Raw genomic sequence first — 23207 nt, 5'->3', positions numbered from 1 at the left:
TTAAATTAATTGTTTTTAGATAATAAATGGCGCCAGTTGGAAAACATCCTGTAGTCAGGATTGAACCAACAAGTGGTTATTTTCACCACACTAGATTTTGCCTGCTGTTCCACGTGGAACGTCCCATTTTTTTGATCGACACCCGCTTTTAAACTGAGCTATGGTGCTAGCTCCCCCGTAACTGACTCTGGATCTGTCACCGAATGGAATTTTCCTTGTTCGGCGAGAAGTTCACTCGCCATGCCGGTATTACCCAACTCATGGATGACCTTAATCAGGGGCTGACCAATCCGGACGCCATCATGCTGGGTGGTGGCAACCCAGCCCCCATCCCCGCCATGCTGGAACGCTTTCAGGCCGAGGCCAAGAGCCTGCTCGACAACGGCGAGCTGGTGAAGGCGATGGCCAACTACGATGGCCCCCAGGGCAAGGACAGGTTCACCAAGGCGCTGGCGGCCCTGCTCAGCAAGGAGCTGGGCTGGGAGATCTCCGCCCGCAACATCGCCCTGACCAACGGCAGCCAGAACGCCTTCTTCTATCTGTTCAACCTGCTGGCGGGCGAATTTGCCGATGGCCGCAAGAAGAAGGTACTGTTCCCGCTCGCCCCCGAGTACATCGGTTATGCTGACTCGGCTCTGGCGGACGACTACTTCGTGGCCTACAAGCCCACCATCGAGAAACTGCCCAACGGCCAGTTCAAGTACCACGTGGACTTCGAGAGCCTGCAGGTGGGTGATGACATCGGGGTGATCTGCGTCTCCCGCCCCACTAACCCGACCGGCAACGTGCTGACCGATGAAGAGATCGAGCACCTCGATCAGATCGCCCGCGACAAGGGCATTCCGCTACTGATCGACAATGCCTATGGCGTCCCCTTCCCTGGCATTATCTTCAGCGAGGCCAAGCCGTTCTGGAACGCCAACACCATCCTCTGCATGAGCCTCTCCAAGCTGGGGTTGCCGGGCACCCGCTGCGGCATCGTCATCGCCGACGAGAAGATCATTCAGGCCATCACCAACCTGAGCGGCATCATCAATCTGGCACCGGGCAGTCTGGGCCCTGCCATCACCATTCCGATGATCGAGAGTGGCGAGATCATCGCCCTCAGCGAACAGGTGGTGAAACCCTTCTATCGGCAGAAGGCGGAGTTGGCGGTGCAACTGCTGCGCGAGGCGATCCCCGATCCGCGCTTCCACATCCACAAGCCGGAAGGCGCCCTCTTCCTCTGGCTCTGGTTCGAAGGCTTGCCGATCCACTGTCAGGAGCTGTACGAGCGACTGAAGGCGAAGAACCTGCTGATCGTACCGGGCCATTACTTCTTCCCCGGCATTGACGACCCGGAGTGGCGTCACAGTCAGGAGTGCATCCGCCTCAACTACTCCCAGAGCGAGGAGCTGGTACGCCGCGGCATCGCCATCCTGGCCGACGAGATCAACACCCTCTACGCCGGCTAATCCGCCCGGCGATACAAAAACAGAGAGGCCTGCAATGCAGGCCTCTCTTCTATCAGCTGGTCAGCGGTACTGTTTAGCCGGGCAGCGCCAGCTGCTCGGGTTTGCCGATGGGGATGGCGCGGGGCTTGAGCGCCTCCGGCAGCTCGCGGGCCAGCTCTATGGTCAGCAGGCCATGCTCCAGCTTGGCTCCCTGCACCTCTACATGCTGGCTCAGCTTGAAGGCGAGCTCGAAGTCCCGCTCGGCGATCCCCTGATGGAGGAACTGGCGCTCACCCATGGTGGCGACCTTGCGCCCCTTCACCTTGAGGGTGCCGTTTTCGGTCTCCAGCTCCAGCTCATTGCGTTCGAAACCGGCCACGGCAACAGTGATGAGGTAGCTGTCGTGATCGCGCTTTTCGATGTTGTACGGGGGGTAGGCCGAGGTCTTCTGATCGAACAGGCCTTCCAGCTCACGGGCCATCCGCTCGAAGCCGACGGCATTGGAATAGAGATGAGAAAAATCGAGGTTACGCATGATCCTATCCTTCTATAAAGCAACAGGGTTTACTCTCCACGGGCCCGCCATCGGCACCCGGGAAACTTCAGCAATGCAACGAGGTCAGGCTGTCAGCCGTTGATCTCGATCTTGCGGGGCTTCATCGCCTCGGGCACTTCGCGCACCAGGTCGATGTGCAGCAGACCGTTCTTGAGGTCGGCCCCCTTCACCCGCACGTAGTCGGCCAGCTGGAAGCGACGCTCGAAGCCGCGTTCGGCAATGCCTTGGTAGAGGTAGTTGCGCTCGGTGTCGGCCTGCTTGCTGCCCTTCACCGTCAGCAGATTCTCCTGGAAGCTCAGCTCCAGCTCTTCCTGGGTAAAGCCCGCCACCGCCATGCTGATGCGGTAGTCGCTGTCACCCAGCTGCTCGATGTTGTAGGGGGGATATCCGGCATTGCCATTGCTGGCGGCAGATTCGATGAGAGTGGCCAGACGATCGAAACCGATGGCAGAACGATAGAGCGGAGAAAAGTCGATAGAACGCATAGTATTATCCTCTTTTGAGCGATAACCGATTGTTTACCCTCCTGATGGACGGGTGCCTGGTCGAAACCTCTGTCGAGCGTTCCGGCCTTGTTACCTATATAGGGGCTCACTTTTTCCTTTCAAGGGGATTTTTTCAAATTTTTTAAATGGCCGCGCAGACCTGTAGAACATCAACCTGTTGGCCCGATAGTGATGATAATCGACCCGTAGGCCACTGATGGCAACTCACTCCGTCTCCCATAATTGGTTGCATATCCACCAGCCAACATGGAGCCATCCCATGAAGATTACCCAGGTTCGCAACGCCACCTTGCTGCTCGACTATGCCGGCACCCGCTTTCTGATCGACCCCATGCTCTCTGCCAAGGGGGCCTTCCCCGGCTTTGAAGGCACTGCCAACAGCCAGCTGCGCAATCCGCTGGTCGAGCTGCCGCTACCGATCGATGAGCTGGTCGATGTGGACGCCGTTATCGTCACCCACGACCATCCCGACCACTGGGATGATGCCGCCAGAGCCCGGATCCCCAAGCATCTGCCGCTCTTGGTGCAACATCAGAAAGATGCCGATGCCATTCGTGCCAGTGGCTTTGAGGATGTGCGCCTGCTGAGCGACCAGCCCGAGTTTGCCGGTATTCGCCTGCAGCGGACCGGTGGCCAGCACGGCAGCGACCAGTTGATGGCGGTACTGGGCGAGCGCATGGGAGAGGTGTGCGGCGTGGTCTTCTCCCACCCCGATGAACAGTGCCTCTATCTGGCCGGTGATACCATCTGGCATCCCTGGGTCGAGCAAGCCCTGCAACAGCATCAGCCCGAGGTCATCATCCTCAACTGTGGCGATGCACAGGTGCCCGGGCTCGGTTCCATCATCATGGGCAAGGAGGATGTCGCCGCCGTTTATCAGGCTGCACCGCAAGCCACGCTGATCGCCAGCCATATGGAGGCGGTCAATCACGCCGTGCTGTCACGCCTAGAGCTGCGCGACTATCTGGCGAAACGGGGCATGATGGATCGGGTACGGGTGCCGCAAGATGGCGAGGCGATATCACTGTGATCCACAAGAGGGCCATGCCAGACATGGCCCTTCGGCTTTCACTGCCGAACGCTTATGATGAGTGGTCTGCGCGCAGAGAGGAGCCAACACCATGACCACCCCGATCGTTGCCGTGGTGACCTTCGATCACTTCAGCCCTTTTCACTGCGCCGTCCCCTGCCTCATCTTCGGCGATATCCTGCCGGACCAGCCGCTGTTCGAGCTCAAGATCTGCTGCGGCGATGGCAACCCTCATTCACACTCGGCGCAAGGCTTCACCATTCAGGCTCCCCATGGGCTGGAGGTGCTGGCCGAGGCGGAGATCATCGTCATCCCCTTCTGGCACGACCCGGCAGCACGGCCACCAGCACAGCTGCTCGATGCCCTGATTGCCGCCAGAGCCAGAGGTGCCCGGCTGGTCGGGCTCTGCCTCGGCACCTATGTGCTCGCCTACGCCGGGCTGCTCAATGGTCGCAAGGCATCGACCCACTGGGAGTACGAACAGGATTTCTGCCGCCGCTTTCCCTGCGTGCAACTCGATACCAACGCCCTCTATGTCGATGATGATGGGCTGGTCACCTCGGCAGGCACTGCCGCCGGGCTGGACTGCTGCCTCTATCTGGTGCGCCAGTACCATGGCTCGGCCATCGCCAACAAGGTGGCGCGGCGGCTGGTGATCCCACCTCACCGGGAAGGGGGGCAGGCCCAGTTTATCGAGCAGCCGGTGCCCGCCTCCACCCGCGATGTCCGGATGAACCAGTTGCTCGATCACCTGCGTGCCCATCTGGCCGAGCCTCACACCCTGGACTCTCTGGCAGATCACACCCTGATGAGCAGACGCACCTTTACCCGCCGTTTTCATCAGGCAACCGGTCTCTCGGTGGGTGAATGGCTGCTGGCGGAACGGCTCAGGCGCAGTCAGGAGTTGCTGGAAGTGAGCGGCCATTCCATCGACCGCATTGCCGAGCTGGTTGGCTTCAAGAGTGCCACCTCCCTGCGCAACCACTTCCGCGCCCGCTTTGCCATCTCCCCCAGCGAGTGGCGACGATCTTTTCGTGACCATAACTCCTGATGATGCCCGCTGTACCCGCTCACTCCGCTATGGCAGGCTAACCAGAGATCCCGAGGAGTCATTCCATGTCCCGTTCCGAACGCCTGCTGACCCTGCTCCAGCTGCTGCGCGGCCACCGCTACGCCATCACCGGTGAGGAACTGGCCAGCCAGTTTGGCATCAGCCTGCGCACCCTCTATCGGGATATCGCCACCCTGCAGGCACAGGGCGCCCACATCGAGGGGGAAGCGGGCATCGGCTATGTGCTTCGCCCCGGCTTCATGCTGCCGCCGCTGATGTTCAGCGAGGAGGAGCTGGATGCGCTGGTGCTGGGCTCACGCTGGGTAGCGGCCCATGCCGACCATGCCCTCAGTACCGCCGCCAGCAGCGCGCTGGCCAAGATAGAGGCCGTGCTGCCCGCCGACTACCGCCAACAGCTGCATGCCAATGCCTTACTGATCGGCACCTCCCGCAGCGACAGCCTCACCGATGAAGCCCCCCTGCGCAGCGCCATCCGCCAGCAGCGCAAGGTGAGCCTGAGCTATCGGGATCTCAAGGAGGAGAGTTCGGAGCGCACCGTCTGGCCCTGTGCCCTCGGCTACTTCGATCAGGTGCGGGTACTGGTGGCCTGGTGCGAGCTGCGCCAGGGCTTTCGTCACTTTCGGGTGGACAGGATCAGCGCGATGCGGCTGGAAGCGGAATCTTATCCGGGCAATCGGGAGCGGCTACTCAAGGAGTGGCGCGCCAGCCAGCAGATCCCGCAGCCCAGATTCATTGCTGACAGAAACTGACAGCAGGCAGCGCCATGCTGACGGGGTCGGCGCCGATGCGCCATCTCATCAGCAAGGAGCATCACCATGTTAGTCCCCCAGTTCACCATCCTCTACGTTACCAATCCGACCCGCAGCGCGCTCTTCTACCGCGAGTTGTTCGGGCGTGAACCGGTGGAGGAGTCACCTACCTTTGCCATGTTCGTGTTCGAATCGGGCGCCAGACTGGCACTCTGGTCCAGCGCCACGGTCGAACCTGCCGTGACCCAAATGGCCGGAGCGATAGAGCTGGCCTTTGCCCTCCCCGATGATGATGCCGTCGATCGCCTGTCTGCCGAGTGGCTGGCGCGCGGGCTCACCCTGATCCAGGCGCCGACCAAGATGGAGTTTGGCTACACCTGCATGGCCCTCGATCCGGATGGCCATCGTCTACGCCTCTACTGCCCGGCACCTGAGCTGGGGTAATCCGGTTCAATGTTCCACGTGGAACGTGCCCATCCCATCGGCTGTGTTATCATCTGCGCGCATCATTTTATGGATAAACAATGACCACTCGACATAATCCACTCAAGCTGTATCAGCCAGAGAACTGCACAGCCGATGAACTGAGCGAGAAGCAGTTGGCTCTTTTTGCCCTGCTGCAACTGCGTGAGCAGGAGTTTGGCTTCAACCCCAACGTCATCGTCCACTACTCGGAAGCCAGCTTTCTCGGTACTCCGCTCGATTATCTGGATCAGCTGATCGATGAACAACGGCAGCAGGGCCACCTCATCAATGAGGTGGTGATACTCACCACGTATCAGGAGCTCTATTCCCCTCTCACCCAAAGCGGTTATCTGCACGAAGCCGTTCATATGCCCGCAGGCCCGGATCACACTGCAATATTTAGAGCGCATTGCGGTTCTCAGCCAGCAGGCAAAACCCTCTACATCGAAGCCGTCAACGAGCAGGATCCCAAAATCCAGCCGACCTTTGTCTTGATGCTGCGCGATGAGAATGGTGAACTGCAGGGAGGTATGTCCGGGTCTATCTACTCCACAGACAATCGGCGATACGCCTATATCGGCACTGTGGTGGTGCAACCTGGGCAAGCCGCAGGAACCGGCACCCTGCTCGCCAATACCGTGCTGGATTACCTGAAGCAGCAAAAGGTCTATGAGGTCAATCTCGGTACCCAGGCCGCCGAGCCTTTCTATACCAAGCTGGGGTTCAGGGTCATCCACCACATAGTGCCAGCGTTGCGTCATCGCACGGCTAGCGATGGTGAAGTTCTACCCCACAACCTGGTCATCATGAGCAAAATGCTCTGATAAAGCAGACTACAGATGTAAAAAAGCCGCTCTTGTGAGCGGCTTTTTAATGCAATCAGCGAGTCTGATTAAACGTCGAGGTTGGCCACGCGCAGGGCGTTGGTCTCAATAAAGTCGCGACGCGGCTCTACTGCGTCACCCATCAGGGTGGAGAAGAGCTGGTCGGCACCGACGGCATCATCGATGGTGACGCGCAGCATGCGACGGGCTTCCGGATCCATGGTGGTTTCCCACAGCTGGTCCGGGTTCATCTCACCCAACCCTTTATAGCGCTGGATATAGATGCCGCGCTTGCCTTCGCCCATCAGCCACTCGACCGCTTCGACGAAGCTGGCGACCGGCTTCACCTTCTCGCCACGCTTGATGTAACCACCTTCCTCGATCAGGTTGGCGATCTCCTTGCCCAGCGAGACCAGCTGACGGTACTCGGAGGATTGCAGGAAGTCGTAGCTGATCGGGTATTCGCGGTCAACACCGTGCTGACGTACCACGGCGTGCGGCACGAACAGACGGCGCTCTTCATCGCGGCGCACCTGCATCTGGTACTGGATACCGTGGTTGCTCTCGTTGAGCACGGCTTCCATGCTCTGGCACCAGGCCTGCAGATCGCTCTCGCTGGTCAGCAGTGCTTCGTTCAGTTCCGGCTGATAGATCAGCTGGGTCAGCACGGCTTCTGGCGCACGGCGGGACATGCGGGTGATGAGGTGGGTCACGGCGCGATGCTGGTTGACCAGACGCTCCAGTGCCTCGCCACCGATGGCCGGGGCAGACTCGTTGACGTGCAGGGTTGCACCATCCAGCGCCATGGCGGTCTGATATTGCAGCAGCGCGTCCTCGTCTTTCAGGTACTGCTCCTGCTTGCCCTTCTTCACCTTGTAGAGCGGCGGCTGGGCGATGTAGACATAGCCACGCTCGATGATTTCCGGCATCTGACGATAGAAGAAGGTCAGCAGCAGGGTACGGATGTGCGCACCATCGACGTCCGCATCGGTCATGATGATGATGTTGTGATAGCGCAGCTTGTCCGGGTTGTACTCGTCGCGACCGATACCGCAGCCCAGTGCGGTGATCAGGGTGCCCACCTCCTGGGAGGAGATCATCTTGTCGAAACGGGCTTTCTCCACGTTCAGGATCTTGCCCTTGAGCGGCAGGATGGCCTGGTTCTTTCGGTTGCGACCCTGCTTGGCGGAACCGCCAGCAGAGTCCCCTTCCACAATGTAGAGTTCGGAGAGCGCCGGGTCTTTTTCCTGACAGTCGGCCAGCTTGCCGGGCAGACCAGCGATATCCAGCGCGCCTTTGCGGCGGGTCAGTTCGCGGGCCTTGCGGGCCGCTTCACGGGCACGGGCCGCATCGATGATCTTGTTGACCACGATCTTGGCATCGCCCGGGTTTTCCAGCAGGAAGTCGGCCAGCTTCTCGCCCATCGCCTGTTCGACGGCGGTCTTCACTTCGGAAGAGACCAGCTTGTCCTTGGTCTGGGAGGAGAACTTAGGGTCAGGCACCTTGACGGAGATAACGGCAATCAGACCTTCACGCACGTCGTCGCCACTGGCGGCAGACTTGGCCTTCTTGCTGTAGTCCTCTTTGTCCATGTAGGAGTTGAGGGTACGGGTCAGCGCGGTACGGAAGCCCACCAGGTGGGTGCCGCCATCACGCTGCGGAATGTTGTTGGTGAAGCAGTAGACCCCTTCCTGATAGGCGTCGTTCCACTGCATCGCCACTTCGACGCCGATGCCGTCCTGCTCGGTGGTGAAGTGGAACACCTTCGGATGGATCGGGGTCTTGTTCTGGTTCAGGTACTCGACAAACGCCTTGATGCCGCCTTCGTAGCAGAAGTGCGCCTCGCGGCCGTCACGCTCGTCCATCAGACGGATGGAAACGCCGGAGTTGAGGAAGGAGAGCTCGCGCAGGCGCTTGGCCAGGATCTCGTAATGGAACAGGGTGTCGCTGAAGATGGTCGGGCTCGGCCAGAAACGCACTTCGGTCCCGGTGGTGGTGGCATCGCCGATCTGCTTGAGCGGAGCCTGTGGCTCGCCCAGGTGATAGGTCTGCTCGTAGACGTGACCGTTGCGACGGATGGTCAGCAACAGCTTGTCAGAGAGCGCGTTCACCACGGAGACGCCCACGCCGTGCAGACCGCCGGACACCTTGTAGGAGTTGTCATCGAATTTGCCGCCGGCGTGCAGCACGGTCATGATGACTTCTGCGGCGGAGCGACCCTCTTCCGGGTGAATGTCGACAGGAATGCCGCGGCCGTTGTCACGGACGGAGACGGAACCATCGGAGTGGATTTTGACCTGAATATCGGAGCAGTAGCCAGCGAGCGCCTCGTCAATGGAGTTATCGACCACTTCGAACACCATGTGGTGCAGGCCCGAGCCATCATCTGTATCGCCGATATACATCCCCGGGCGCTTGCGGACCGCATCCAGGCCCTTCAGTACCTTGATATTCGAGGAGTCGTAAGTATTTTCACTCATAGCTTACTCTCTGCCTTCTCTAACGTTTCGGAGATCTTGCCTTGTTCCACGTGGAACAACTTGCAGTCATTCGCATCCATCATGTCTGCGAGCTGACCGGTGTCGATGGCGGTAATGAACACCTGGGACGCACACTGCTTCAGCCTTGCGGCCAGCAATCGGCGCTTGTCGACATCCAGTTCAGAGGCAAAATCATCAATTAAAAAAATACAGCCACGGCTGCTATGTTGATTCAAATAGAGCCCTTGGGCCAGTCGCATGGCACAGACCAACAACTTCAGCTGACCCCTGGACAAAATATCCTGAGCGGGCACGCCGTTCGCCTTGAGGCGCACATCGGCCTTCTGCGGACCAACGCCCGTGTAACCCAGCGTCCGATCCCGCTCAAACCCCGCCTCCAGCAATTCATTGAGCGGGGTATCTTTTTCCCAGCCTCGATAGAATCCAAGGCTGATGTCGAATTCCGGCAAAAAGTCCGCCGTCATCTCCTTGATCAGGGGGGTAATGGCCTGACAATAACTGGCGCGAAACTCGGCCAGCTCTCCCCCCAACCGCACCAGCTCCTGATCCCAGAACGCCAGTTGGCGATACTGGGTGCTCTGGCGCAGCAGTGCATTGCGCTGTTTCAGCAGCCGCCGTACCCGTCCCCACAGGGAGAAGAAGGTCGGTTCCTGATGAAAAACACCCCAGTCGAGCCAGGCTCGGCGAGCCTGGGGCCCGCCGGTCAGCAGGTTGAAGCCATCCGGGTGGATCAGCTGCACCGGCAGCAGCTCGGCCAGGTCGGCCAGGCGCTGGGCCTGGGCACCGGCAATCTTGAGCTGGGTCTCGCCACTCTTGTCCTTGGCGAGGCCGATGGGCACCTGGCACCCCTCCAGTTCGCACTGGGCGAACAGGGTAAACGCCCTCTCCCCCTGGCGGATGACCCGCCCGGTCAGGTGAGTGCGAAAGGAGCGACCGAGACCGAGGTAGTGAATGGCTTCCAGCACGCTGGTCTTGCCGCTGCCGTTGCACCCGACCAGGATATTGAGGCCGGGTGACAGCGCGAGACTGGCCTGCTGGATATTGCGAAAGTCGCTGAGCTGGAGTTTGACCAGGGACACGACTAGATCCGCATCGGCATTACCACGTACTGAGCATCCTGACTGTCAAAATCCTCAATAATGGCGCTGCTGATGGAATCGCTCAGGCTGATCCGGATTTGGTCACATTTTAACGTATTCAGCACGTCCAGCACATAAGAGACGTTGAAACCGATCTCCATCTCGCCGGCTTCGTATTGTACGTCAAGCAGCTCTTCGGCTTCTTCCTGTTCCGGGTTGTTGGCGGTGATGCGCAGCAGGTTTTCCTGCAGATTGAGACGCACCCCACGGAATTTCTCGTTGGAGAGGATGGCGGCACGGGCAAAGGCCTGGCGCAGATCCTCACGGCCGGCGATCAGGGCCTTGTCGCTGTTGCGCGGAATGACGCGGCGCCAGTCCGGGAAACGGCCATCCACCAGCTTGGAGGTGAAGATGAAACCGTCGAGGGCGGCGCGCAGGTTGCTGCGGCCGATCTGCAGCCGTACCGGCTTGTCTTCCGCTTCCAGCAGGCGCACCAGTTCCAGCACGCCTTTACGCGGCAGGATGACCTGATGATCGGGCAGCGATTCGCTCACCACCTCGCGGCGGCAGGTCGCCAGCCGGTGACCATCGGTGGCCACGGTACGCAGGCCGTGCCCCTCGCTCTCGAACAGCATGCCGTTCAGGTAATAGCGCACGTCCTGGCTCGCCATGGAGAACTGGGTCGCGTCGATGAGTTTTTTCAGCTCCAGCTGGCCGATGTCGAACTCGAGCACGGATTCCCAATCCTCGATGTTCGGGTATTCGGTGGCCGGCAGGGTCGACAGGTTGAAGCGGGAGCGGCCGGAGCGGATGATCAGGCGCTCGCCTTCGGTATTGAGACGAATGTCCGCCCCCTCCGGCAGACCGCGACAGATATCCAGCAGCTTGCGCGCCGGTACTGTGGTGCGGCCATCCTGACTGTCGCTGTTGAGATAGACCTGACCGATCATCTCCACTTCGAGGTCGGTACCGGTCAGTGACAGCAGACCGTTGCTGACATCAAGCAGCACGTTGCCGAGGATCGGCAGGGTCGGCCGGCCACCCAGGGCACCGGACACCAGTTGCAGAGGACGTAACAGGGCCTCACGGCTAATTTCGAGCTGCATCTGTGCTCTCCGTTGTGATTAGGAGTAAAGGTTTCGGATCAGGTTGGCATGTTCAAGCTGCATCTGTGCACTCAGTTCCGTCATCAGGAAGAAAGGGTACGGATCAGGTTGGAATAGTCTTCCTTGATGTCGTGACTCTCTTCCTTCAGCTGCTCGATCTTGCGGCAGGCATGAAGCACGGTAGTGTGGTCACGACCACCAAAGGCATCACCTATCTCCGGCAAGCTATGGTTGGTCAGCTCCTTGGCCAGTGCCATCGCCAGCTGGCGTGGACGGGCAACGGAGCGGGAACGGCGCTTGGAGAGCAGATCCGCCAGCTTGATCTTGTAGTACTCCGCCACCGTCTTCTGAATATTGTCGATGGTGACCAGCTTCTCCTGCAACGCCAGCAAATCGCGCAGCGCTTCGCGCACGAAGTCGATGTTGATGGCGCGACCGGTGAAGTTGGCATTGGCGATCACCCGGTTGAGGGCACCTTCCAGCTCGCGCACGTTGGAGCGCAGTCGCTTGGCGATGAAGAAGGCCACTTCGTCCGGCAGGTGGATCTGGTTCTCGTCCGCCTTGCGCATCAGGATGGCGACACGCGTCTCCAGCTCAGGCGGCTCGATCGCCACGGTCAGGCCCCAGCCGAAGCGGGACTTGAGACGATCTTCCACCCCGTTGATCTCCTTCGGATAGCGATCCGAAGTCAGGATGATCTGCTGGTTGCCTTCGAGCAGGGCATTGAAGGTGTGGAAGAACTCCTCCTGGGAGCGCTCCTTGTTGGCAAAGAACTGGATGTCATCGATGAGCAGGGCATCGACGCTACGGTAATAACGCTTGAACTCTTCAATGGCGTTATTCTGCAGCGCCTTCACCATGTCCTGCACAAACCGCTCGGAGTGCATGTAGATGACTTTGGCGTCCTGCTTGCGCTCCTTGATGGCGTTGCCGACGGCATGCAGCAGGTGGGTCTTGCCCAGACCGGTGCCGCCATAGAGGAACAACGGGTTGTAGGCCCCACCCGGATTGTCGGCAACCTGACGGGCAGCCGCACGGGCCAACTGGTTGGACTTACCCTCGACGAAATTCTCGAAGGTATAGTTCACGTTGGTGTTGCTCTTGTGGTTCGGTTCGGGCTTGGCCTCGGCCTTGCTTTCCCAGCTCTTCTGCGAGTTATTCACAGGATCCGCACCCCGCGCCGGCGCCCTGGCCACCGCGACGGGATGGGGACGATTGCCGATGTCAAAACGCAGGGTGGGGCCATCGACCCCGCAGAGCTCATTGATGATGCCGTTCACCCGGATGAGATACTTGTCTCGAACCCAGTCCAGAACGAAACGATTCGGTGCATACAGGGTCAGAGTATTGTCACTCAACTCCGCTTGAAGCGGCCGGATCCACATGCTGAATTCTGCCGAGGGCAACTCATCTTGCAGCCGGTTAAGGCACTGCTGCCATAGCGAAGCAGTCACTCTAAACTCCCGTCGATTGATTAACTAAAGACCGGCTATTCTACGTTTTTAGCGGCTGGATCTCTAGCCGCGACCTCGCGGATCCAGCAAATAAGATCCTTGACTTTCAAGGATCCAGCAGCCGTGGATCTGATTTCATCCCCAAAGTTACCCACAGCCCGATCCCGTTACCGATGCACCAAAGATCCAGACCTGAAGCGGTTATTTTATATAACCAAATATCATTTATTCTTTAGGTTTTATTCCAATAACATCAGCGCAACCCCAGCGTTTACAACTAAAAATACAGAACTACAGAGAGAGAGGAATCACCATGACGTCATCCATCAAGCTGGTCTCCGGCGCCGCCATTCTGCTGGCCGCCCTGTCCGGTCAAGCCATCGCCCAGGAAACCATCAAGGTCGGCATGTCCGGCAAGTACTTCCCGTTCACCTTCGTCAAACAGGACAAGCTGCAGGGTTTTGAAGTGGACATGTGGAACCAGATCGGCGAGCGCACCGGCTACAAGGTCGAGTTCGTGACCGCCAGCTTCTCCGGCCTGTTCGGCATGCTGGAAACCGGCCGCGTCGACACCATCTCCAACCAGATCACCATCACCGACGAGCGCAAGGCCAAGTACGCCTTCTCCCAGCCCTACGTCTATGACGGCGCCCAGATTGTGGTGCGCAAGGGCAACAGCACCATTCACGGCATCAAGGATCTGGAAGGCAAGAAGGTCGCGGTGAACCTGGGCTCCAACTTCGAAGAGCTGCTGCGCAAGAACGACCCGAACAAGAAGATCGACATCCGCACCTATGACTCCGCCTTCGAGCAGGACGTTGCCCTGGGCCGCATCGACGCCTTCGTGATGGACCGCGTCTCCACCGCCCAGCTGATTAAAGAGTCCAAGCTGCCGCTGCAACAGGCTGGCGCACCGTTCGAGACCATCGAGAACGCCCTGCCCTTCCTGAAGACCCCTGAAAAGCAGGCGCTGCTGAAGAAGGTCGATGACGCCCTCACCGCCATGCGCAAGGATGGTTCCCTGCGTCAGATCTCTGAAAAATGGTTCGCTTCCGACATCACCGACAAATAAATGATGGAATTTGATCTCGAATACACGCTGGGGCTGTTTCCCATCCTGCTCAAGTATCTGGGCACCACGATGGAAATGGCCCTGTGGGGATTCGCATTGGCACTCGTACTGTCGCTGGCCCTGGCGATAGTACGGGTCTTTCGCATTCCCGTGATCCACTGGCTGGCGATGCTCTATATCTCGTTCTTTCGGGGTACACCGCTGCTCGTCCAGCTGTTCCTGCTCTACTACGGGCTGCCGCAGTTGTTCCCCATCTTCGTGGGAATGGATGCCTTCACCGCCGCCATCGTCGGTTTGACCCTGCACTTTGCCGCCTACATGGCCGAGTCGATTCGTGCCTCCATCATTGGCATCCACAAGAGCCAGATGGAAGCCGCCCTCAGCATCGGCATGAGCCGTTACCAGGCAATGCAGCGGATCATACTGCCGCAGGCGGCCCGCATCGCCACGCCGTCCCTGATGAACTACTTCATCGACATGATCAAGAGCACCTCGCTGGCCTTCACCCTGGGGGTGGCCGAGATCATGGGCAAGGCGCAGATGGAAGCCTCCTCCTCCTTCAAGTTCTTCGAGAGCTTCATGGCGGTGGCCCTGGTCTACTGGGTGGTAGTCATCTTCTTTACCCGCCTGCAGCATCTGCTGGAAGTGCGGCTCAACCGTGCCTATTAGGGGTTTGCCATGACAACGCAACCGACCCGCTTGCAATGCACGCCGGAAGTCCGTTTTAACTCTGCGCCTGTTTAAAGGAGGGCCATCATGATCAAGCTAACCGGCCTCTCCAAAGCATATGACGGCAATCAGGTGCTAAACAGCATCGATCTGGAGGTGAAAAAGGGGGAAATCGTCGTCATCATCGGCCCCTCCGGCACCGGCAAGTCGACCCTGCTGCGCTGCCTCAACCTGCTGGAGACTCCCGACACGGGCACCCTCGCCATTGACGATCTGCAGCTCAACCTGGCCAAGGCCAGCGAACAGCAGGCCATCGAGCTGCGCAAGCGCGCCTCCTTCGTGTTCCAGAACTATGCCCTGTTTGCCAACAAGACGGCGCTGGACAACATCGCCGAGGGGCTGATCACCGTCTGGAAACAGCCGAAGGCGGAGGCCCGTGCCACCGCCCTCGGCATCCTCAAGGACATAGGTCTTGCCGACAAGCAGGACGCCTATCCGGCCTCATTGTCGGGCGGTCAGCAGCAACGGGTCGGCATCGGCCGGGCCATGGCGGCTCATTCCAAGGTAATCCTGTTTGACGAGCCCACCTCGGCCCTCGATCCCGAATGGGTTGACGAAGTACTGGGCCTGATGAAGGAGCTGGCCCGCCAGCACCAGACCATGGTGGTGGTGACCCATGAGATTGAATTTGCTCGAGATGTTGCCGATCGGGTGATCTTCATGGAGGGAGGCCGGATCGTGGAACAGGGCCCGCCGGATCAGATATTGGTCGATCCGCAGGATCCCCGCACCCGGGAGTTCCTGCGTAAAGTGCTTAAATAGCTCTCTCTTTGGCGGCATTGCCGCCTTTTTTATTGGAGGATCCTTGTTAAACCCCGGGTTGCCAGTATAATCCGGAGCCCTTGATCCTTCGGATCCTCACGTTCGTCCAAGACCTTTTCGAGGTCGGGGCAGGATGGGAGGGAACGGCGGATTGACTAAAAGCCGAACTCTGTTTAGAATTCGGCCTCTTTTGCTAGTCGTCACACGCTATAGCTGGCGCGTCGGCTAAGTGTGACAATCAAAACTGTACAGAAATACGGAATCGAATCATGAAACGTACTTTTCAACCGTCCAACCTGAAGCGCAAGCGCTCTCACGGTTTCCGCGCCCGCATGGCAACTGCCAACGGTCGTAAAGTTCTGGCCGCTCGTCGTGCCAAGGGTCGTGCCCGCCTGGTAGTCTAATGCCTACCCAGCACGCCTTTTCTCGGGAGTTACGTCTGTTAACTCCCGAACACTTCAAACGCGTTTTCGCCGAGCCTGTCCGGGCCGCTTCTCCGCAGATTACACTTCTCGCCTCTCCCAATTCGCTCGAACACCCTCGCCTTGGTCTCGCCGTGCCCAAAAAAGCACTCAAGCGTGCCGTCTGGCGCAACCGTGTAAAACGGGTGGTTCGGGAAAGTTTCCGCCTCAATCAAGCCAATCTGCCCGCTATCGACATCGTCGTAATCGCCAAGGCCGGTGTGAAGGAGATGGATAACGAGGAACTGTTCAAGTTACTGGAAAAGCTATGGCGCACTCTGTCACGCCGTTGCAATGGGTAGCTGTCAAACTGATACGCCTGTATCAGCTAATCATTAGCCCTCTGCTCGGGCCGCGCTGCCGTTTCACCCCGACTTGTTCCCAATTTGCGATAGAAGCAATCCGACTTCACGGTTTCATAAAAGGCGTTTGGTTAGCCAGCAAACGTCTATTAAAATGCCATCCCTTATCCGAGGGTGGTTATGACCCGGTTCCGCAACCAAAGCGAAGAAACTGAAGACTATGGAATCACAACGCAATCTCATCCTGATCGGTTTGCTGTTCGTGAGCTTTTTGCTCTGGCAACAGTGGGAGTCCGACAAGGCTCCGAAGCCGGCCCCGACTACCGTGGCCCAAACCGAACATTTCGTACCTGAAGCCGGTCAGACCGGTGATATTCCTCAGGTTTCCGAGCAAGCCAACGCGAACACCGCACGCAAGCTGATCACCGTCACCTCCGACGTGCTCAAGCTGACCCTGGATACCCAGGGTGGTGACATCGTCTCTGCCGAACTGCTGGCCCACAAGCTGGAAGAAGGCAAGGATCAACCGTTCGTACTGCTGACCAGTCAGCCTGAGCACCTCTATGTTGCCCAGAGCGGTCTGGTTGGTCGCAATGGCCCGGACAGCCAGCCCCAGGGTCGTCCCACCTATGAAGCCACCCAGACCAGCTACCAGCTGGCCGACGGTCAGGATCAAGTCGTCGTCCCGATGACCTGGACCGACAGCAAGGGCGTGGTCTTCACCAAGGAGTTCGTCCTCAAGCGTGGTGACTACGCAGTCGGCGTCGACTACAAGATCGACAACAAGTCTGCCGAGCCGGTTCAGGTGCAGTTCTACGGTCAGCTGAAGCAGACCGTGGCCACGCCGAAAGACCAGCAGGGTCACGCCATGGTGGCCAGCGCCTACCGCGGTGGTGCCTTCTCCAGCGAAGATACCCGCTACAAGAAGTACACCTTCGACGAGATGAAGGATGCCGACCTGAACAAGACCACCAAGGGTGGTTGGGTCGCCATGCTGCAACACTACTTCGTCTCCGCCTGGGCACCGAATGCCGACGACACCAACAGCTTCTACAGCCGTGTGATCCCTGGCAAAGACCAGGCCATCATCGGCTACAAGGCACCGCTGGTTGACATCGCTGCCGGCCAGCAGGCCGAAGTGACCAGCAAGCTGTGGGTCGGTCCCAAGCTGCAGGATCAGATGGCCAAGGTAGCCAACCACCTCGACCTGACCGTCGACTACGGCTGGCTCTGGTTCATCGCCCAACCGCTGCACTGGCTGCTGACCGTGTTCCACGGCTTCGTCCAGAACTGGGGTCTGGCCATCATCATGCTGACCCTGCTGGTGCGTGGCGTCATGTTCCCGCTGACCAAGGCCCAGTACACCTCCATGGCCAAGATGCGCATGCTGCAGCCCAAGCTGGCCGCCCTGCGCGAGCGCTTCGGCGACGATCGCCAGAAGATGTCTCAGGGCATGATGGAGCTGTACAAGAAGGAGAAGGTCAACCCGCTGGGTGGCTGTCTGCCGATCCTGGTACAGATGCCGATCTTCATCGCCCTCTACTGGGCACTGATGGAGTCCGTCGAGCTGCGCCACGCGCCGTTCGCCCTGTGGATCACCGACCTGTCGGTGAAGGACCCCTTCTTCGTGCTGCCGATCCTCATGGGTGCCTCCATGTGGTATCTGCAGAAGATGAGCCCGACCACCATTACCGACCCGATGCAGCAGAAAGTGATGCAGTTCATGCCGATCATCTTCACTTTCATGTTCCTCTGGTTCCCGGCAGGTCTGACCCTGTACTGGCTGGTGAGCAACGTCATCTCCATTACCCAGCAGACCATCATCTATCGTCAGCTGGAGAAGAAAGGCCTGCATACCCGCAGCTAATCGCTCCCGATGGCAAGATGGATGACAAAAGAGGCGGCCTTCGGGCCGCCTTTTTTATTACAATGACCCCACTGCTGTGAACCATCAGCGAACAAATGAGCCAAGCAAGATGACTACAGATACCATCGTGGCCCAGGCCACCGCCCCCGGCCGGGGCGGCGTCGGCATAGTCCGCGTCTCCGGCCCCGCCGCCGAACAGGTCGCCGAGATAGTGCTCGGCAAACTCCCCCGGGTGCGTTACGCCGAATATCTGCCGTTCAGGGATGAGCAAGGCCAGCCGCTGGATCAGGGTATTGCCCTGCTGTTCAAGGCCCCCAACAGCTTCACCGGCGAAGACGTGCTGGAGCTGCAGGGCCACGGCGGCCCGGTGATCATGGACATGCTGGTGCGCCGCATCCTGCAGATAAAAGGGCTACGCCCAGCCCGCCCCGGCGAGTTCAGCGAGCGCGCCTTCATGAACGACAAACTGGATCTGGCCCAGGCCGAGGCCATCGCCGACCTCATCGAGGCTTCCAGCGAGCAGGCGGCCCGCAGTGCCATGCACTCCCTGCAGGGGCAGTTCTCCGGCAAGATCCAGCAGCTGGTGGAGAGTCTCACCCGGCTGCGTATCTATGTGGAAGCCGCCATCGACTTCCCGGACGAGGAGATCGATTTTCTCTCCGACGGCAAGGTGGCTGGCGATCTCTACGCCATCATGGACGAACTGGATGCGGTGCGCGGCGAGGCCAAGCAGGGCGCCCTGCTGCGGGAAGGGATGAAGGTGGTGATCGCCGGTCGCCCCAACGCCGGCAAATCGAGCCTGCTCAACGCTCTGGCGGGGCGCGAGTCCGCCATCGTCACCGAGATCGCCGGTACCACCCGCGACGTGCTGCGCGAGCACATCCATCTGGATGGCATGCCGCTGCACATCATCGACACCGCCGGCCTGCGCGACACCCAGGACAAGGTGGAGCAGATCGGCATCGAGCGTGCATGGGCCGAGATTGAGCAGGCCGATCGGGTGCTGTTCATGGTGGATGGCACCACCACGGCTGCGGTCGACCCGCGGGAGATCTGGCCGGAATTTGTTGATCGGTTGCCAAAAAAGATCGGCCTCACCGTCATTCGCAACAAGGCGGACCTGACCGGCGAAGATCTGGCGCCGAGTCAGGAGCTGGGCCACGCGGTCTACCGCATCTCCGCCAAGACCGAGCTGGGACTGCCCGCCCTGCGCGAGCATCTGAAAGCCTGCATGGGCTTCCAGGGCAACACCGAGGGGGGCTTCATGGCCCGCCGCCGCCACCTGGACGCTCTGGAGCGTGCCGCCGAGCGGCTGCTGGTAGCCAAGGAGCAGCTGGAGGTGTTCGTGGCCGGCGAGCTGGTGGCCGAAGAGCTGCGCCTCGCGCAGGAGTCACTCAGTGAGATCACCGGCGAGTTCAGCTCCGACGATCTGCTGGGCCGCATCTTCTCCAGCTTCTGCATCGGCAAATAACGCCGTACGGCAGGCAATAAAAAGCCCGGGTTCATCCCGGGCTTTTTTTGTGCATTTTTCATCCATCAACCTAGAGGCGGCGCAGACACCACATGAAGTAAGCGCCCCCTAACAAGGTGGAGACCAGCCCCACCGGCAGCTCCTGCGGGAACAGGATCTGCTGGCCGATCCAGTCCGCCGACACCATCAGCAGGGCGCCGGAGACGGCGGCACCGAGTAGATGCCAGCGTGCCCGCACCAGCCCCATCAGCTTGGCCATGTGCGGTGCCAGCAGGCCGACGAAGGAGAGCGGCCCCACCACCAGGGTCGCGCTGGCGGTGAGCACGGCCACCAGCAGCAGGATGGCGAGCTGGGCCCGGTTGAGCCGAATGCCGAGCGCGGCGGCCACCGCCGGCCCCATCGGCAGCAGATCGAGCCAGCGGCTGAGCAGCAGGCAGGCTGCCAGCAGCGTCAGTGCCAGCACGACCAACCCGCCGGCAAGCGGCAGGGTGACGTAATAGGTGGAGCCGGACATCCAGGAGAGCAGTTGCTGCACCCGCAGGTCACCGTTGGCCAGCGCGATGGCCTGTAGCGGCTCGAACAGCGCCGTGATGGCGATGCCGGAGAGCAGCAGCCGCTCCGGCTGGAAGCCGTGGCTGCGATTGACCAGCAGCAACAGCAGCAGACAACCGAAGGCACCTAACAGGCCGCCGGCCAGCATCATGGGCAGAGGCAGGGCGGGTAGCAGCAGCGCCGTGGCAATCACCCCCATGAAGGTGCCACCACTCACCCCCAGCAGCTCGGGACTCGCCATGGGGTTGCTGCTGACCCGTTGCAGCAGGGTGCCCGCCAGCGCCAGCAGCATGCCCGCCGCACCGGCCGCCAGGGTGCGCGGCAGCCGCCACTCCAGCTGGGCCTGCCAGCGCAGCCAGCTAGGCCAGTGCCAGCCGTCAATCCCCTGTCCAAACAGCAGGGAGGCCATCACCGCCAATACCAGCCCCATCAACATCAGGCCGACAAGGCGAGCCGGTGCCGGGTGGCGGGCCACCAGCAGGGCGGCATTCGCCTTTGGTGTGCCCGACTTGATACCCAGGCGCGGGATCAGCCACAACAACAGCGGAGCTCCCAACAGGGCCGTCATGGCGCCGGTCGGAATGAGTACAGAGCCGCTGCGGCTCAAGGATTGCAGCAACAGATCGGTGGCCGCCAGCAGCAGAGCGCCCAATAGCGGGGCCCACAGCAGTCGCAGGGCCAGTTTTCTCACCCCCAGCAAGCGCACCAGGGCGGGCGCCGCCAACCCGATGAAGCCGATCAGTCCCACCACGCTCACCACGCAGGCAGTGACGAACACCGCCAGCCCCAGTCCGGCGAAACGCAGGTGTTGAAGAGAGACCCCCAGACTGCGGGCACTGGCATCATCCAGCTCCAGCACCGCCAGCGGGCGCACCAGCACCGCGGCCAGCACGCCAGCCAGCAGCAGACGGGGCAGCAGGTAACTCACCCCGCTCCAGCTGTTCTGCACCAGCGAGCCACTGCCCCACACCAGCAAGCCTTTCAGCTCCTCCTGAAAGAACAGCAGGAGCCCCATGCTGATGGCCGCCAGATAGAGGTTGATCACCAGCCCGGCAAAGACGATGACCACCGGATTGAGCTGGCGACGCCAGGCCAGGGCAAACACCAGCCCCATGGCGAGACTGCCGCCGGCCATGGCGATCCACTCCCGCCCCAGCAGCAGCCAGGAGGGAGCAAACAGGGTCACCATCATCAGCGCCAGCTGGGCGCCGGAGGCTACCCCCAGGGTGGTGGGCGAGGCCAGCGGGTTGCGCAACACCTGCTGCATCAGGGTGCCGGCCAGCCCGAGGGCGGCGCCGGCCAGCAGGCAGACGGCAAGGCGCGGCAGCCAGCTGAAGTGGACTACCGCCTGGCTGGCATCGGTCAGATCTGGCGATAACAGGGTCGCCAGCCAACGCGCCACCGGCAATTGATCGGCCAGCTCCCAACCGGCGAGCGCCAGCGTCAATCCCAGCAACAGGCTGACAGACAGTCGCAGCGGCGATGGAAAAATCTGGTTCATCACAGCCCCTCCCCGCTTTGCCCATCCCGCTGCAGCGCAGTACTCAGCTGCACGGCAAAGCGACGCGCCGCCAGCACGCCGCCAAAACTCCACACCGCGGGCAGATGCAGCACGGCCGCCGCCCTCACCTGTGGCTGCTGCTGCCACAGACCGGGCTCCTGCAGCCGCTCACTCACCCCGACCGGGATCGGATCGACCACCACCAGCCGCGCCTGCGGCAGCGCCATCAACTGCTCCAGACTGGCCACGGCAAAGCCCCAGGCATTGGTTTCCCCCTGCCAGCCATTGCGCAGGCCGAGCCGCTGCATCACCGCCTCGAACAGGCTGTGGCGGCCAAATACCCGCACATGGCGCTCATCGATGAACTGCACCACCAAGAGGGGCGGCAGCTCTGCAGGCAACGCCGCCCGCATCTGCGCCAGATCCTGGTCCAGCCTGGCCAGCAGTTGCTCGGCCTCGGCGGTTTTGTCCACCAGCGCGGCTATGGTCAGGGTCGCCTCGTGCAATCGCTGCCACAGATCGGCATCCGGCTCGTAGAGCGCGATGGATTGCACCGGCGCGATGCGGGAGAGGGTCGGCGCCAGCGGGGCCGCCAGCGGCGAGATAAGGATGCGATCGGGTTTGAGCTCCGCCAGCAGCTCGCGGTTGGGCTGGGCGCGCTGGCCGATGTCCACCACGGCGGCCGGCAGCAGCGGCTCGCCGACCCAGGCGCGGTAGGAACCGACATCCCCCACCGCCAGCGGCGTCACCCCGAGCGCCAGCAGGGTTTCCGCTATGGTCCAGTCGACGGTGGCGATACGGGGTACCGACTTCACAGCATCGGCTCGAGGGAGGTCTGCAGCGGCAGGCACCACTGGCTCGGCCTGCAACATGAGCGGAGCCAAGAGGCAGCAGAACCAACCAACTTTCTTGAATAAAAGCATCGAGATAACAAGCCTTGTCTAAACGATGGCGATGGCGTGGTCATGGGCCGGGTGGCGAATGACCTCCATCGGGATGCCATAGATGGCGTGCAGGGTCTCGCCGGTCATGATCTGTTCGGGTTCGCCGTGGGTCAGCAGGCGGCCGGAGTGCAGCGCCACCAACCGATCGCAGAAGCGGGAGGCCATGTTTATGTCGTGAATGACGATGATGACCCCGAGCTTGAGCTGACGGCTCAACTGCTTGACCAGCGTGAGCACCTCCACCTGATGAGCTACGTCCAGCGCGGCCAGCGGCTCGTCCAGCAGGATGAAACGGCTCTCCTGGGCCAGCAGCATGGCCAGCCACACCCGCCCCCGCTCGCCACCGGACAGCGTGTCCACCAGCCGGTCGGCGAAGTGTTCGGTATGGGTCAGCGCGATGGCACGTTCGACCTGGCGGTGATCCTCCGCCCCCATCCGACCCAGCAGGCCGCGCCAGGGGTAGCGGCCCATCTCCACCAGCTCCCGCCCGAGCAGGTTTTCGGCGCTCGGCAGATGCTGGGGCAGATAGGCCACCTGACGGGCGAAGTCGCGCGCGCCCCACGCCGGCAGCGGCTTGTCATCGAACCGGATCTCGCCGTCACTGAGCGGCTGCTGGCGTGCCAGCAGCTTGAGCAAGGTGGATTTACCCGAACCGTTGTGGCCGATGAGGCCATAGACCTTGCCCTGCTCGAAACAGAGATCGGTGGGGTGCAGCAGCGTGCGGTCATTGACCACGAAGCTGGCTGATTTCATCTCAAACATAAGCGGTTC

General features: G+C 60.7%; 23 protein-coding genes. 14 read left to right on the top strand and 9 right to left on the bottom strand.

Annotated elements, in window-relative coordinates; genetic code table 11:
- The first annotated feature begins 203 nt into the window (after positions 1 to 203).
- A complete protein-coding gene (locus AB5Y95_RS11565; RefSeq protein WP_368161110.1) occupies positions 204 to 1454 on the top strand; it encodes a valine--pyruvate transaminase in 1251 nt (416 codons plus the stop codon).
- A gap of 73 nt (positions 1455 to 1527) precedes the next feature.
- On the opposite strand, the gene AB5Y95_RS11560 is transcribed toward AB5Y95_RS11565, so the two are convergent.
- The gene (locus AB5Y95_RS11560; protein ID WP_019446829.1) at positions 1528 to 1968 is read right to left on the bottom strand and encodes an Hsp20 family protein; all 441 of its coding nucleotides are present in this window, start codon (positions 1966 to 1968) and stop codon (positions 1528 to 1530) included.
- Between the two features lie 92 nt (positions 1969 to 2060).
- Positions 2061 to 2474, bottom strand: a complete 414-nt coding sequence (locus AB5Y95_RS11555) for an Hsp20 family protein (RefSeq protein WP_010672291.1) — start codon at positions 2472 to 2474, stop codon at positions 2061 to 2063.
- 280 nt (positions 2475 to 2754) lie between these two features.
- Here AB5Y95_RS11555 and AB5Y95_RS11550 point away from each other — a divergent pair, with 280 nt between their 5' ends.
- The 5 genes from AB5Y95_RS11550 (at position 2755) to AB5Y95_RS11530 (ending at position 6635) form a co-directional block, all read left to right on the top strand.
- A complete protein-coding gene (locus tag AB5Y95_RS11550; protein WP_139749258.1) occupies positions 2755 to 3525 on the top strand; it encodes an MBL fold metallo-hydrolase in 771 nt (256 codons plus the stop codon).
- A gap of 91 nt (positions 3526 to 3616) precedes the next feature.
- A complete protein-coding gene (locus tag AB5Y95_RS11545) occupies positions 3617 to 4576 on the top strand; it encodes a helix-turn-helix domain-containing protein (RefSeq protein WP_368161107.1) in 960 nt (319 codons plus the stop codon).
- 65 nt (positions 4577 to 4641) lie between these two features.
- The gene (locus AB5Y95_RS11540) at positions 4642 to 5346 is read left to right on the top strand and encodes a helix-turn-helix transcriptional regulator (RefSeq protein WP_368161105.1); all 705 of its coding nucleotides are present in this window, start codon (positions 4642 to 4644) and stop codon (positions 5344 to 5346) included.
- 66 nt (positions 5347 to 5412) lie between these two features.
- A complete protein-coding gene (locus AB5Y95_RS11535; protein WP_368161104.1) occupies positions 5413 to 5790 on the top strand; it encodes a VOC family protein in 378 nt (125 codons plus the stop codon).
- 80 nt (positions 5791 to 5870) lie between these two features.
- The gene (locus AB5Y95_RS11530) at positions 5871 to 6635 is read left to right on the top strand and encodes an N-acetyltransferase family protein (RefSeq protein WP_368161102.1); all 765 of its coding nucleotides are present in this window, start codon (positions 5871 to 5873) and stop codon (positions 6633 to 6635) included.
- A gap of 68 nt (positions 6636 to 6703) precedes the next feature.
- Here AB5Y95_RS11530 and gyrB read toward each other — a convergent pair whose 3' ends face one another.
- From gyrB to dnaA, 4 genes are all read right to left on the bottom strand, one after another.
- Entirely contained in the window at positions 6704 to 9115 is a 2412-nt protein-coding gene (gyrB, locus tag AB5Y95_RS11525; RefSeq protein WP_017766631.1) for a DNA topoisomerase (ATP-hydrolyzing) subunit B, read from the bottom strand.
- Positions 9112 to 10215, bottom strand: a complete 1104-nt coding sequence (recF, locus tag AB5Y95_RS11520; protein WP_368161099.1) for a DNA replication/repair protein RecF — start codon at positions 10213 to 10215, stop codon at positions 9112 to 9114. The genes gyrB and recF overlap by 4 nt, the downstream gene beginning before the upstream one ends.
- A gap of 2 nt (positions 10216 to 10217) precedes the next feature.
- On the bottom strand, positions 10218 to 11321 hold the full coding sequence (dnaN, locus tag AB5Y95_RS11515) for a DNA polymerase III subunit beta (RefSeq protein WP_005307138.1): 1104 nt from the start codon (positions 11319 to 11321) through the stop codon (positions 10218 to 10220).
- 83 nt (positions 11322 to 11404) lie between these two features.
- On the bottom strand, positions 11405 to 12775 hold the full coding sequence (gene dnaA, locus AB5Y95_RS11510; protein ID WP_005307141.1) for a chromosomal replication initiator protein DnaA: 1371 nt from the start codon (positions 12773 to 12775) through the stop codon (positions 11405 to 11407).
- 313 nt (positions 12776 to 13088) lie between these two features.
- Between dnaA and AB5Y95_RS11505 the strand changes: the two genes are divergently transcribed.
- From AB5Y95_RS11505 to mnmE, 8 genes are all read left to right on the top strand, one after another.
- The gene (locus tag AB5Y95_RS11505) at positions 13089 to 13847 is read left to right on the top strand and encodes an amino acid ABC transporter substrate-binding protein (RefSeq protein WP_005307144.1); all 759 of its coding nucleotides are present in this window, start codon (positions 13089 to 13091) and stop codon (positions 13845 to 13847) included.
- A complete protein-coding gene (locus AB5Y95_RS11500) occupies positions 13848 to 14516 on the top strand; it encodes an amino acid ABC transporter permease (RefSeq protein WP_368161097.1) in 669 nt (222 codons plus the stop codon).
- A gap of 87 nt (positions 14517 to 14603) precedes the next feature.
- On the top strand, positions 14604 to 15338 hold the full coding sequence (locus AB5Y95_RS11495; protein ID WP_005307149.1) for an amino acid ABC transporter ATP-binding protein: 735 nt from the start codon (positions 14604 to 14606) through the stop codon (positions 15336 to 15338).
- A gap of 269 nt (positions 15339 to 15607) precedes the next feature.
- Positions 15608 to 15742, top strand: coding sequence for a 50S ribosomal protein L34 (gene rpmH / locus AB5Y95_RS11490; protein WP_005307156.1), 135 nt, complete (start codon positions 15608 to 15610; stop codon positions 15740 to 15742).
- Positions 15742 to 16101 carry a ribonuclease P protein component gene (gene rnpA, locus AB5Y95_RS11485; protein ID WP_005307159.1) on the top strand — a complete coding sequence of 120 codons (360 nt, stop codon included), beginning with the start codon at positions 15742 to 15744 and terminating at the stop codon, positions 16099 to 16101. Before rpmH ends, rnpA begins: the two co-directional genes overlap by 1 nt.
- The gene (gene yidD, locus AB5Y95_RS11480) at positions 16068 to 16316 is read left to right on the top strand and encodes a membrane protein insertion efficiency factor YidD (protein WP_010635605.1); all 249 of its coding nucleotides are present in this window, start codon (positions 16068 to 16070) and stop codon (positions 16314 to 16316) included. Before rnpA ends, yidD begins: the two co-directional genes overlap by 34 nt.
- A gap of 5 nt (positions 16317 to 16321) precedes the next feature.
- Positions 16322 to 17968 carry a membrane protein insertase YidC gene (yidC, locus tag AB5Y95_RS11475; RefSeq protein ID WP_021463924.1) on the top strand — a complete coding sequence of 549 codons (1647 nt, stop codon included), beginning with the start codon at positions 16322 to 16324 and terminating at the stop codon, positions 17966 to 17968.
- 109 nt (positions 17969 to 18077) lie between these two features.
- Positions 18078 to 19439: a tRNA uridine-5-carboxymethylaminomethyl(34) synthesis GTPase MnmE gene (gene mnmE / locus AB5Y95_RS11470; protein ID WP_017787843.1), complete on the top strand. Its 1362-nt coding sequence runs from the start codon at positions 18078 to 18080 to the stop codon at positions 19437 to 19439.
- 70 nt (positions 19440 to 19509) lie between these two features.
- On the opposite strand, the gene fhuB is transcribed toward mnmE, so the two are convergent.
- The 3 genes from fhuB to AB5Y95_RS11455 are packed head-to-tail and all read right to left on the bottom strand — an operon-like array spanning position 19510 to position 23198.
- A complete protein-coding gene (fhuB, locus tag AB5Y95_RS11465) occupies positions 19510 to 21492 on the bottom strand; it encodes a Fe(3+)-hydroxamate ABC transporter permease FhuB (protein WP_368161094.1) in 1983 nt (660 codons plus the stop codon).
- Positions 21492 to 22415 carry an ABC transporter substrate-binding protein gene (locus AB5Y95_RS11460; protein WP_368161092.1) on the bottom strand — a complete coding sequence of 308 codons (924 nt, stop codon included), beginning with the start codon at positions 22413 to 22415 and terminating at the stop codon, positions 21492 to 21494. Before AB5Y95_RS11460 ends, fhuB begins: the two co-directional genes overlap by 1 nt.
- 18 nt (positions 22416 to 22433) lie before the next feature.
- Complete coding sequence (locus tag AB5Y95_RS11455; protein ID WP_368161090.1) at positions 22434 to 23198, bottom strand: ATP-binding cassette domain-containing protein; 765 nt, start codon at positions 23196 to 23198, stop codon at positions 22434 to 22436.
- Positions 23199 to 23207: the final 9 nt, after the last annotated feature.

The organism is Aeromonas sp. R5-3 (assembly GCF_040908225.1).
Lineage (GTDB): Bacteria > Pseudomonadota > Gammaproteobacteria > Enterobacterales > Aeromonadaceae > Aeromonas > Aeromonas dhakensis.
This window is presented reverse-complemented; position numbering and strand designations above follow the sequence as displayed.